Genomic DNA, 11,579 nt, shown 5'->3' on the forward strand with positions numbered 1-11,579 from the left:
GACGCCGGTGTGGGTCATCGCGATTCTTCGGTGCGCACGAGGATCGCGCCGCATTCGGGGCAGAACACGACCTCGTCTGTCTGCGCGCGACGGACGGTGGCGAGGTCGCTCGGCGGCAGGACCATGCGGCAGGCCTCGCACGCCCCGGCGCGGAGCAGACCCGCACCGTTGCCGCGCGCGTCGAGGCGCTCGTACAGGGCGAGGAGATCGGCGGGGACGGATGCCGCGACGGCGGCGCGGTCGCGACGGGCACCCTCGAGACGGGTGGTGGCGTCGGCGACGGTGGCCTTGGCCTCGGCGCTGAGCTGCGCGCCGAGCGCGTTGGTCTCGGCGATCACCGCCTGCTGCTCCGCGACGGCCGCGTCGGCGGCCTCGAGGCGCTCCATGAGGGCGATCTCCGTGTCTTCGAGGTCGCCCTTGCGGCGCTGGAGGGAGACGAGCTCGCTCTCGAGCCCCTGTGCCTGCTTGGGGTTGGTCGAGGCGGCGAGGCGTTCGGTGTCGCGCGCGATGCGGGCGTCGACCACGGCGACGTCGGACTCGAGCCGCGCGATCTCGGCGTTGATGTCGTCGCGGGCGTTGGCCCGCGTGCCGAGCTCTTGAGAAAGGGTCGCCCGCTGCGAAACGAGTTCGCGGACGCGCTCCGCCTGCGGCGGGTTCGCCGCCACGCGCTCGTCGCGCCGGATGCGGGCGTCGAGGTCGGCGAGGTCGAGCAGTTTGCGCTGGTCGGCGGGATCGGCATTCACGCGTCCCACGCTACCCCGGGGGTCCGACATCGGCGGCACGCGTCGTCGTCCGCGCCACCCGCCGCCCGCGCGCCGCGGCCCGCGCGCCGTCCGCCCGGAGCCCCGAGATCATGCGCCCCGGCCGAGATGACCCGCGATTCGCCGCAATGGCCGGTCATCTCGCGAGGGACGTGCGATCTCGGCGTCGAAGCGGGGCGGCGGGGGCGGCGGGGGCGCGGCGGTAGACTGGTGGCAGCCCGGGCCTTTAGCTCAGCTGGTAGAGCGCCACGTTTACACCGTGGATGTCGTCGGTTCGATCCCGGCAGGGCCCACCCTCAGTTCAAGACGTTCACACTGCGCGCGATCACGAGCGCCAGCAGGATGAAGCCCGACATCGCCTGCGCCATCATGAACAGCTTCGCGCGGCCCGTGAGCGGCATCACGTCGGTGGGGCTGAACGCCATGGCGTTGGATGCCGAGAATTAGAGGTAATCGACGTACCCGGGCGCCCAGTCCGCGACGTCCGAGGAGCGTCTCGCCACCTCGCTCACGGCGTCGCGGTCGGAGTCCTGGGGGAATTGGAAGTCGGCCGCGGGGAGCTCCGCCCGGGGGTCGCGCCGGCGCGCGATCGGGCCGCCCCGGTCCATCTCCCAGTACACGACGGCGTAGCCGATCACGTTGATCGCCCACACCTGGGCGGCGCCGACAAGCGTGGAGGAACCGCTCCCCTGCCCCTGCAGCAGCTGCTGGATCAGCAGGAAGAGCGCGACCTGGTTCGCCAGCAGGAGCACCGCCGTGAAGGCCAGAGCGAACCCGCGCCCGACCCGGGAGTCCCTGGTCAACCGGGAGGGGTTGGTCACCACCATCGGCACGGCGCACAGCACGCCGGCGGCCACGACGACGTACCGCAGGATGCCGGAGGCCTCACCGGGCAGGACGGCGTACAGCCCCGTGCCCACCGCGAGGGCGATGAGGACGGGCCAGCGATGCTCGGGCCGCGTGCGGAACGCGGTGGGGTCCTGCGTGCTCACGGCCTCAGGCTAGACCCGCGCGCCTCGCCTGACCGGGCGGCGTGGCACGTCCGGCATCCGGGTTCCAACGGTCGGGACGTGCCGACGGCGTCTCGATGTCGAGAGGTCGGCGCGACGTGACGGCGCACCGGGTGTCGTGAGCGCACCCGATGTCGCCCTGACTCGCTAGGCTGGACGCTGGTTGATTGTGCGGAGCAGACAAGGGTTGCCGCACTCGTATGGCGATTCTCTGGCATGACCTGCCAGACGACGAAAGGTCTTCCGTGACTGTTCACGACCAGGATCCGTATTCGCAGGGGCCGCAGGACAGCGACCCGGAAGAGACCGGGGAGTGGCAGGAATCCCTGCGCCAGCTGGTCCAGGCGAAGGGTCCGGCTCGCGCTCGCGAGATCATGCTGAGCCTGCTCAAGGGCTCGAAGGAACTGCACCTCAACGTGCCGATGGTTCCGACCACCGACTACATCAACACGATCGCGCCGAAGAACGAGCCCGATTTCCCCGGTGACGAGGAGCTCGAGCGTCGTTACCGCAAGTGGATCCGCTGGAACGCCGCGGTCACCGTGCACCGCGCGCAGCGCCCCGGCATCGGCGTCGGCGGCCACATCTCGACCTACGCCTCGTCGGCCGCGCTGTACGAGGTGGGCTTCAACCACTTCTTCCGCGGTCTCGACGACCCCTCCGGCGGAGACCAGATCTTCATCCAGGGCCACGCCTCCCCCGGCGCCTACGCCCGCGCCTTCCTCGAGGGTCGCCTCACCGAGGCGCAGCTCGACGGCTTCCGCCAGGAGAAGTCCGCTGCGCCCAACGGCATCCCCTCGTACCCCCACCCCCGTCTCATGCCGGAGTTCTGGCAGTTCCCGACGGTGTCGATGGGTCTCGGTCCGATCAACGCCATCTACCAGGCGATGTCGAACAAGTACCTGTCCAACCGCGGCATCAAAGACGTCTCCGACTCGCACGTGTGGGCCTACCTCGGCGACGGCGAGATGGACGAGGTCGAGAGCCGCGGCCAGCTCCAGGTGGCGGCGAACGAGGGTCTCGACAACCTGACCTTCATCATCAACTGCAACCTGCAGCGTCTCGACGGCCCCGTTCGCGGCAACGGCAAGATCATCCAGGAGCTGGAGAGCTTCTTCCGTGGCGCCGGGTGGAACGTCATCAAGGTCGTGTGGGGACGCGAGTGGGACGACCTGCTCGCCCGCGACACCGAGGGGGCGCTGCTCAACCTCATGAACAGCACCCCCGACGGCGACTACCAGACGTACAAGGCCGAGAACGGCGCGTACGTGCGGGAGAACTTCTTCGGTCGCGACCCGCGGGCCCTCGAGCTCGTCAAGGACTACACCGACGAGCAGGTCTGGGGCCTCAAGCGCGGCGGTCACGACTACCGCAAGGTGTTCGCGGCCTTCCAGGCGGCGAAGGAGCACAAGGGCCAGCCCACCGTCATCCTCGCCAAGACGATCAAGGGCTACGGCCTCGGCCCCCACTTCGAGGGCCGCAACGCCACGCACCAGATGAAGAAGCTGACGCTCGACGACCTCAAGTCGTTCCGCGACGCGATGGACATCCCCGTCACCGACGCGCAGCTCGACGAGAACCCGTACCAGCCGCCGTACTACAACCCCGGCGAGCAGGACGAGACCATCAAGTACATGCTCGAGCGTCGCCGTGCGCTCGGCGGGTTCCTGCCCGAGCGTCGTACGACGCACGTGGGCCTGGAGCTTCCGGGGGATGCCGCGTACGCGCTGCCCAAGAAGGGGTCGGGCACGCAGGAGATCGCCACCACGATGGCCTTCGTGCGTCTGCTCAAGGACCTGCTGCGGGTCAAGGACTTCGGTCACCGCATCGTGCCGATCATCCCCGATGAGGCGCGCACCTTCGGCATGGACGCGTACTTCCCGACGGCCAAGATCTACAACCCCAAGGGTCAGCACTACACCTCCGTGGACCGCGAGCTGCTGCTGGCGTACAAGGAGAGCCCGCAGGGCCAGATCATCCACGTCGGCATCAACGAGGCGGGCGCCCTCGCGGCGTTCACCGCGGCCGGGACGGCGTACTCGACGCACGGCGAGCCGCTCATCCCGGTGTACGTCTTCTACTCGATGTTCGGCTTCCAGCGCACCGGCGACGCCCAGTGGGCCGCCGGCGACCAGATGGCGCGCGGTTTCATCATCGGCGCCACGGCCGGTCGCACCACGCTGACCGGCGAGGGGCTGCAGCACGCCGACGGCCACTCGCAGCTGCTGGCGTCCACCAACCCCGCGACCGTGTCGTACGACCCGGCCTACGGGTACGAGATCTCGCACATCGTGCGCTCGGGCATCGAGCGCATGTACGGCGGAAAGCACCCCGACCCCAACGTCATGTACTACATGACCGTCTACAACGAGCCCTACGTCCAGCCGGCCGAGCCCGAGGGGGTCGACGTCGACGGCATCGTCCGCGGCATCCACCACATCTCCGCCGGCTCGGGCGACGGTCCCCGTACGCAACTGCTCGCGTCCGGCGTCGGTGTGCCGTGGGCGTTCGAAGCCCAGCGTCTGCTCAAGGACGACTGGGGTGTCGTGGCCGACGTGTGGTCGGTCACCTCGTGGAGCGAGCTGCGTCGCGACGGCCTGGCCGCCGACGAGCACAACTTCCTGCACCCCGACGAGGAGCCCCGTGTGGCCTACCTCACCGACAAGCTGAAGGAGGCCGAGGGCCCCGTCGTGGCCGTCAGCGACTGGATGCACGCGGTGCAGGATCAGATCCGCCAGTGGGTTCCGCAGAACTACTGGACGCTCGGCGCCGACGGCTTCGGATTCTCCGACACCCGTGCAGCGGCTCGTCGCTTCTTCAAGATCGACGGCCCCTCGGTCGTCGTGCGCGCCCTGCAGGCGTTGGCCGATGAAGGCAAGATCGACCGCGCCGTCGTCGGTCAGGCCATCGAGAAGTACCGCCTGCACGACGTCAACGCCGGCACCAGCGGCAACGCGGGTGGCGAGGCCTGATCACGTGATCACCTCCACCGACGGGCCCGGTTCCGCCTCCACGGGCGGGGCCGGGCCCGACCGGTCTCAGCGGCACATCGACGACGCGGCGCAGGAGAAGGCCGACACCCTCACCTGGTTGCGCCGGATCTCGGGCGATCTGGCCACAGCGACCATCCAGCGCCTCGAGGAGACGTTGCCCTGGTACGCCGAGATGCCGCCCGCGCGGCGCTCCGCCGTCGGCCTCGTCGCCCAGGCCGGCATCACCTCGTTCCTGCAGTGGTTCGAGGAGCCGGCATCCACTCCGGCGATCGCGGCCGACATCTTCGCCGCCGCTCCCCGCGAGCTGCTGCGCAGCGTGAGTCTCACCCAGACGCTGCAGCTCGTGCGCGTGACCGTCGAGGTGATGGAGGAGCGCGTCGCCGGCCGCAGCGAGAAGGTGCGCGAGGCGATGCTGTCGTACTCGCGCGAGGTCGCCTTCGCCGCCGCCGACGTCTACGCGCGCGCCGCCGAGGCCCGGGGCCTGTGGGACGCGCGCCTCGAGGCCCTCGTGGTGGACTCGATCCTCACCGGCGAGGCCGACGACGAGCTCCCCAGCCGCATCGCCGCCCTCGGCTGGCACGGCCACGGCGAGGTCGCGGTGCTGGTGGGCACCACTCCCCCGCAGCTCGACGTCGACCAGGTGCGTCGCACCGCGCGCAAACTCGGCGTCGACGTACTGATCGGCGTGCAGGGCTCGCGCCTCGTGCTCGTCCTGGGACGCGCCGACCTCCCCGCGCGCGGCGGAGGTGAGGAGCACACCGAACTGCCCTTCACCGACATCGCCAAGCGGCTCGAGCCGGGCTTCGGATCGGGGCACCTCGTGCTCGGCCCCGCGGTTCCCGCCCTCGTCGACGCGGGGCAGAGCGCCCGCGCGGCCCTGGCCGGTTTCGCCGTCGCACGAGCCTGGCGCCACGCTCCGCGCCCGGTCGAGGCCGACGACCTGCTTCCCGAGCGCGCCCTGGCCGGTGACGTCGTGGCCAAGCAGACCCTGGTCGATCGCGTCTACCGCCCACTGCAGGCGCACAGCGCCGATCTCGTGGCCACCCTCTGGAGCTACCTCGACAACGGGCGCTCGCTCGAGGCGACCGCTCGCGAGTTGTACGTGCACCCCAACACGGTGAGGTACCGCCTGAAGCGCGTGTCGGAGGTCATCGGCTGGGATGCCACCGGCCCCCGCGAGGCGCTGATCCTGCAGACGGCACTCATCCTCGGCTCGATCGGCACGGATGCCACGCGACGCCGCGGGCCCGCGAACCGGCGCCCCGCCGCGCACCGCTGATCCGCGCCGCACCCACCCGTCGAGTGTCCAGGACACGCCGAGGGGCCGCACGGCCGTACGGCGTTTCTCGGACACTCGACGTGCGGGGCGACGGCTGATGCACGGCGCGCACAAAGACACGCCGCATATCTGTGTCGATATCTCCAGAAGAGCGCGCCCGATCCTTGGCAGGATGGAACGGTGATCATCGCCGTCTTCCCCGGGCAGGGGTCGCAGACCCCTGGGTTCCTCTCACCGTGGCTCGAGCTCGACGGAGCGCGCGAGCGTCTCGCCGCCTTCTCCGAGCAGGCCGGCGTCGACCTGGTGGCCGCGGGCACCGAGTGGGACGCCGATCGGATCCGCGACACCAGCGTGGCCCAACCGCTCATCGTCGCCGCGAGCCTGCTGTCGTGGGCTGCGCTGAACGACCGCGCGGGAACGCCCGTCGCCGGGGTCGCGGGGCACTCGGTCGGCGAGATCGCCGCGCTGGCGGCATCCGGGGTCCTGAGCGACGCCGATGCGCTGCGCCTGGTGGGTCTGCGCGGCCGCGCGATGGCCGAGGCGGCGACCGCGGTCGAGACCGGCATGAGCGCCGTCGTCGGCGGCGACGAGCAGGTCGTACTCGAGCGTCTCGAGGCGCTGAGCCTCACGCCCGCGAACTACAACGGCGGCGGTCAGATCGTGGCAGCCGGTGAGCTGCCCGCCCTTTCCGAGCTCGCCTCCGAGGCGCCCCGCGGAACCCGCGTGATCCCCCTGCAGGTGGCAGGAGCCTTCCACACCCGCTTCATGGAGCCGGCGGTCGCGACGTTGCGCGCCGCCGCCGCCGACGTCGAGGTCGCAGACCCCGACACGACGCTGTGGACCAACTCCGACGGCTCGGTCGTGTCGGAGGGCCGTCGCGCCCTCGATCTCGTGGTCGCCCAGGTCGCTTCACCCGTGCGCTGGGACCGCTGCATGGCGTCGTTCGCCGCGCACGGCGTCACCGGCATCATCGAACTCTCGCCCGCCGGCGCCCTCACGGGCCTGGCCAAGCGAGCGCTGCGCGGCACCCCCACCGTCGCGGTGAAGACCCCCGACGACCTCGACGCGGCCGTCGCACTCCTGAAGGGAGAGCAGGCATGAGCACCCCCACCATCCGCCAGCTGCAGGGAGCGGCGCACACCCGCATCTACGCGTACGGAGCCGCGCGCGGCGAGAACTTCGTGCCCAACGACGACCTCGTCGGCCCGATCGACTCCAGCGACGAGTGGATCCGCCAGCGCACCGGCATCGTCACGCGCGTCCGCGCGAACAAAGAGACGAATGCCATCGACCTGGCGTCCGAGGCCGCGCGCGAGGCCGTCGCGAAGTCCGGCGTCGCCCCCGCGGACATCGACGCCGTGATCGTCGCCACGATCAGCAACCCCAAGCAGACGCCCTCCGCCTCGGCCATCGTGGCCGACCGCATCGGCGCGAACCCCGCCGCCGCCTACGACGTCAACGCGGCGTGCGCGGGCTTCGCGTACGGCGTGGGCCAGGCCGACGCGCTCGTGCGGGCGGGCCTGGCCACGCACGTCGTCGTCGTCGGCGCCGAGAAGCTCAGCGACATCGTCGACCCCACGGACCGCAGCATCTCGTTCCTCCTCGGCGACGGCGCCGGCGCCGTGGTCGTGGGTCCCAGCGACACCCCCGGCATCGGCCCGACCATCTGGGGCTCCGACGGCTCGAAGGCGGATGCCGTGGGCATGAACGCCACGCTGAACGAGTTCCGCGACGGCACGGCGCCCTGGCCCACCCTGCGTCAGGAGGGCCCGACGGTGTTCCGTTGGGCGGTCTGGGAGATGGTCAAGGTCGCTCGTCAGGCGATCGAGGCCGCCGGCATCGAGCCGGGAGACCTCGCGGCCTTCGTGCCCCACCAGGCGAACATGCGCATCATCGACGAGTTCGCCAAGCAGCTCGGTCTCCCCGAGACGGTCGTCATCGGCCGCGACATCGAGACCACGGGCAACACCTCCGCGGCATCCATCCCCCTGGCCACCCACCGCCTGCTCGAGGAGCACCCCGAGCTCAGCGGCGGCCTGGCGCTGCAGATCGGCTTCGGCGCCGGACTCGTGTTCGGCGCGCAGGTCGTCGTCCTCCCCTGACGCAGCGTCGTCGAACTCTAGACTGATCGGGGCCTGTCAGGCCCGCCCCCAAGAAACAGGAGACATCATGGCATTCACCAACGACGAGGTTCTCGCCGGCCTTGCCGAGCTCATTACCGACGAGACCGGTATCTCGGCCGACGAGGTCGCCCTCGAGAAGTCGTTCACCGACGACCTCGACATCGACTCCATCTCGATGATGACGATCGTCGTCAACGCCGAGGAGAAGTTCGGTGTCACCATCCCCGACGACGAGGTCAAGAACCTCAAGACCGTCGGCGACGCCGTGACGTTCATCACGTCGAACCAGTCCTGACACCTCCCGGTGGGGGCTCCGGCCCCCACCGGTCACGACCCGTCGGCCGCACCAAGGATTCATCGCTCATGAGCACACCCCGCATCGTCGTCACCGGCATCGGAGCCACCTCGCCCATCGGCGGTACGGCACCCGAGAGCTGGTCCGCCCTGCTCGCCGGAACCTCCGGCGCCCGTTCCCTCGAACACGAGTGGGTCGAGCAGTACAACCTGCCCGTCACCTTCGCCGCCGAGGCGCTCGTGCGTCCCGAGACCGTGCTCGAGCGACCGGTCGCCAAGCGGCTCGACCCCTCGTCACAGCTTGCGATGGTCGCAGCCAAGGAGGCCTGGGAAGACGCCGGGTCGCCCGACATCGACCCCGACCGCCTCGGGGTCGACTTCGCCACCGGCATCGGCGGCGTCTGGACCCTGCTCGACGCGTGGGACACCCTGCGTGAGAAGGGCCCGCGCCGGGTCATGCCGATGACGGTCCCGATGCTCATGCCCAACGCGGCGGCCGGGAACCTCTCGCTGCACTTCAACGCCCGCGCGTTCGCCCGCACGGTGGCCTCGGCCTGCGCGTCGAGCACCGAGTCGATCGTCAACGCCGTGCAGCACATCCGTGACGGCCTGGCCGACGTCGTCATCGCCGGCGGCACCGAATCGGCGATCCACCCGATCACTATCGCGTCGTTCGCCTCGATGCAGGCGCTGTCCAAGCGCAACGATTCGCCCGAGACGGCGTCGCGCCCGGCGAGCGTCGACCGCGACGGCTTCGTCATGGGCGAGGGCGCCGGCGTGCTGATCCTCGAGACCGAGGAGCACGCCAAGGCCCGCGGCGCCAAGATCTACGCCTCGATCGTGGGCGGCGGCGTCACCGCCGACTCTTACCACATCACCGCCAACGACCCTGAGGGTCAAGGTGCTGCGCGCGCCGTGCGCATGGCTCTCGAGATGGCCGGCGCCTCGGCCGACGACGTCACGCACATCAACGCGCACGCCACCTCGACCCCGGTGGGCGACCCGAACGAGTACAAGGCGCTGCGCGCCGTGTTCGGCGACCGCGTCGACGAGATCCCCGTGTCGGCGACGAAAGCCTCCACCGGTCACCTGCTCGGCGGCACCGGGGCGCTCGAGGCGATCTTCACCGTCCTGGCGCTGCAGAACCGCGTGGCGCCGCCCACGATCAACCTCACCGAGCAGGACCCCGAGGTCCCGTTCGCGCTCTCCGGCTCGCCCGTGGAGCTCGGCGCGAGCGACCAGCTCGCGATCAGCAACTCCTTCGGCTTCGGCGGTCACAACGCCGTCGTCGCGATCGCCTCGGTCTGAGACGAACGAAGGCCCCCTGGCATCCCCCCGACTGCGATCGGGGATGCCAAGGGGCCTTCGTCGTGTCGGGCGTGGGATACGCGGTCCCGGTGCCGGGGGCGATCACCGACCTCCGGTAATGGCGCCTCCCCGCCCGACGGTCTATCCGACCTTGTGCAGCCAGACGATCTGCTGGTCGTCGCCCGCGTGGCGGAACGGCTCGAGCTCCTCGTCCCACGCGGAGCCGAGGGCGATGTCGAGCTCGCGCTGCAGCTCGAACGAGTCACCCGCGGCGACCTCCATCGCGTAGCGCACGCGGTCCTCGCCGATCACGACGTTGCCCGCGGCGTCGGTCTGGGCGTAGTGGATGCCGAGCCCCGGTGTGTGCATCCAGCGACCGCCGTCGCTGCGCGGGGTCGGATCCTCGCTCACCTCGAAACGGAGGTGCTCCCACCCGCGGATGGCGCTCGCGAGCGCGGCTCCGGTTCCCACCGGGCCCTCCCAGTAGAACTCCGCGCGGCGGCTGCCCATCAGCACGGGCTGCTCGGCCCAGTCGAAGTTGACGGCACGGCCGAGGGCGCGTCCCACCGCCCACTCGAGGTGGGGGCACAACGCGCGGGGCGCGGAGTGGATCAGGATCACTCCGCGCGAAGACGTGATCGCCATGGTCTCTCCTTCGTCAGGTACGTCTTCCCCTACGACCTGTGATGGAGTGTGGCGAGTGTTCGGTTGCTCGGCCATTATCGCCCGTGCATAACGAAATCACAACACTGTGATGAGCGGCGCGCCGAGTGGGCGGTGAAGCGGTGCCCGCCGCGAGCGCCGCCGTCTCGTGAGAGGGGACGCAGATCTCGGCGCGTCAGCTTCCCGCGGCCCCGCAGAAGATCACGCGCCGGATGAGGAGGCGGGCGTCACGCGAACCACAGCGCCCAGTAGAGCGCGAAGTTGCGGTTGCCGTACGCCGAGCAGGAGTCCCCCGTGCCCCAGCGGGCCGCGAGGGCGGCCGGGTTCGGTTGGTAGGGCGTGTAGTTGTACAGCGCAGCCGTCGCCTCGTTCGTGATCGTGACGTCGGTGCCGCCGCACGCGGGGTCGGGCGAATAAGCGATGTAGTGCGTGCCGGGTTGTCGCATGAAGTCGGACGCGCTGTAGGACTTGAGGTCGGTCGCGCCCTGGGCGACCTGCGCGGCGAAGCCGGCGACGCCGGCGTCGCAGGACGCGTCATCGGGGCACCGGGCGCCCATCGCGGCTCCCAACTGTTCGGGGCTCGGCGCGCGCGCGACACGGCCCGAGACCAGGCTCTGCTCTTTCTGCAGCGTCACGAGGATCACCTTCGCCGAGATGCCGCACGCCCGCTGCACACGGTCGATGATCTCGGCGGCCGAGAACTCACCCCCGTCGTAGCCCTCGCAGACCGTCTCGCCCGTGGCGTCCGCGACGATCGGACCCCGCGCGGGCAGGCTCGTTCGGAGGTGCGCGAGGCACGTGTCGGTGCGGCACTCCCCCACCTGGTCGTCGAGGAACGCTTGGATCTGCTCGGCGGTGAGGGCGTCGGCGTCGTAGAAGTCGTCGTCGGCGATGAGGGTTCCGGGGTCGAAGGAGCGCAGATCGACGGCCTCGCGCTGGGCCTCGACGTTCCACGCGCGGTTCCACTCCCCCACGAGAGAGACGAGGGGGATGACGGCGAGCGCGACGAGCCCCATGAGCGCCGCCGTCACGACACCGAACGTGATGCGGCGTCGACGCAGGAGCCGCGCCCGTGCGGTGCGCGGTCGCCGGGTGCTGCGTCTGTTCGCCACCCCTCGATCGTGCCGCACCGCGCTGACCGGGCGCTG

General features: G+C 70.6%; 10 protein-coding genes, 1 tRNA gene and 1 pseudogene. 7 read left to right on the forward strand and 5 right to left on the reverse strand.

The genetic code is table 11. The features are described from left to right. Positions 1 to 14: 14 nt before the first annotated feature. Positions 15 to 743: a zinc ribbon domain-containing protein gene (locus tag ACK4LS_RS07705; protein ID WP_409715600.1), complete on the reverse strand. Its 729-nt coding sequence runs from the start codon at positions 741 to 743 to the stop codon at positions 15 to 17. A 238-nt stretch (positions 744 to 981) separates the two neighbouring features. Here ACK4LS_RS07705 and ACK4LS_RS07710 point away from each other — a divergent pair. Then, a tRNA-Val gene (locus ACK4LS_RS07710) sits at positions 982 to 1,054 on the forward strand. A gap of 3 nt (positions 1,055 to 1,057) precedes the next feature. Here the strand turns inward: ACK4LS_RS07710 and ACK4LS_RS07715 are convergent. After that, positions 1,058 to 1,186 carry a hypothetical protein gene (locus ACK4LS_RS07715; protein WP_409715603.1) on the reverse strand — a complete coding sequence of 43 codons (129 nt, stop codon included), beginning with the start codon at positions 1,184 to 1,186 and terminating at the stop codon, positions 1,058 to 1,060. 18 nt (positions 1,187 to 1,204) lie between these two features. Then, positions 1,205 to 1,753 carry a hypothetical protein gene (locus ACK4LS_RS07720; protein WP_409715606.1) on the reverse strand — a complete coding sequence of 183 codons (549 nt, stop codon included), beginning with the start codon at positions 1,751 to 1,753 and terminating at the stop codon, positions 1,205 to 1,207. Positions 1,754 to 2,016: 263 nt separating this feature from the next. On the opposite strand from ACK4LS_RS07720, the gene aceE reads away from it, so the two are divergent. The 6 genes from aceE to ACK4LS_RS07750 all read left to right on the forward strand — a co-directional run bounded on the left by aceE (position 2,017) and on the right by ACK4LS_RS07750 (position 9,768). Beyond that, the gene (aceE, locus tag ACK4LS_RS07725) at positions 2,017 to 4,743 is read left to right on the forward strand and encodes a pyruvate dehydrogenase (acetyl-transferring), homodimeric type (RefSeq protein ID WP_409715609.1); all 2,727 of its coding nucleotides are present in this window, start codon (positions 2,017 to 2,019) and stop codon (positions 4,741 to 4,743) included. A gap of 4 nt (positions 4,744 to 4,747) precedes the next feature. Then, positions 4,748 to 6,043, forward strand: a complete 1,296-nt coding sequence (locus tag ACK4LS_RS07730) for a PucR family transcriptional regulator (RefSeq protein WP_409715612.1) — start codon at positions 4,748 to 4,750, stop codon at positions 6,041 to 6,043. Between the two features lie 180 nt (positions 6,044 to 6,223). Further along, positions 6,224 to 7,144: an ACP S-malonyltransferase gene (locus tag ACK4LS_RS07735; RefSeq protein WP_409715615.1), complete on the forward strand. Its 921-nt coding sequence runs from the start codon at positions 6,224 to 6,226 to the stop codon at positions 7,142 to 7,144. After that, positions 7,141 to 8,145 carry a beta-ketoacyl-ACP synthase III gene (locus tag ACK4LS_RS07740; RefSeq protein ID WP_409715618.1) on the forward strand — a complete coding sequence of 335 codons (1,005 nt, stop codon included), beginning with the start codon at positions 7,141 to 7,143 and terminating at the stop codon, positions 8,143 to 8,145. The genes ACK4LS_RS07735 and ACK4LS_RS07740 overlap by 4 nt, the downstream gene beginning before the upstream one ends. A 67-nt stretch (positions 8,146 to 8,212) precedes the next feature. Next, a complete protein-coding gene (locus ACK4LS_RS07745) occupies positions 8,213 to 8,461 on the forward strand; it encodes an acyl carrier protein (RefSeq protein WP_022880558.1) in 249 nt (82 codons plus the stop codon). Positions 8,462 to 8,529: 68 nt separating this feature from the next. Further along, positions 8,530 to 9,768 carry a beta-ketoacyl-[acyl-carrier-protein] synthase family protein gene (locus tag ACK4LS_RS07750; protein WP_409715622.1) on the forward strand — a complete coding sequence of 413 codons (1,239 nt, stop codon included), beginning with the start codon at positions 8,530 to 8,532 and terminating at the stop codon, positions 9,766 to 9,768. Positions 9,769 to 9,909: 141 nt separating this feature from the next. Here ACK4LS_RS07750 and ACK4LS_RS07755 read toward each other — a convergent pair whose 3' ends face one another. Together ACK4LS_RS07755 and ACK4LS_RS07760 are read right to left on the reverse strand one after the other, a co-directional pair. Next, the gene (locus tag ACK4LS_RS07755; protein ID WP_409715625.1) at positions 9,910 to 10,413 is read right to left on the reverse strand and encodes a DUF3145 domain-containing protein; all 504 of its coding nucleotides are present in this window, start codon (positions 10,411 to 10,413) and stop codon (positions 9,910 to 9,912) included. Positions 10,414 to 10,658: 245 nt separating this feature from the next. Next, a pseudogene (locus ACK4LS_RS07760) lies at positions 10,659 to 11,579 on the reverse strand (hypothetical protein); the annotation flags it as partial.

It is taken from the genome of Microbacterium sp., assembly GCF_046295495.1.
GTDB lineage: Bacteria > Actinomycetota > Actinomycetes > Actinomycetales > Microbacteriaceae > Microbacterium.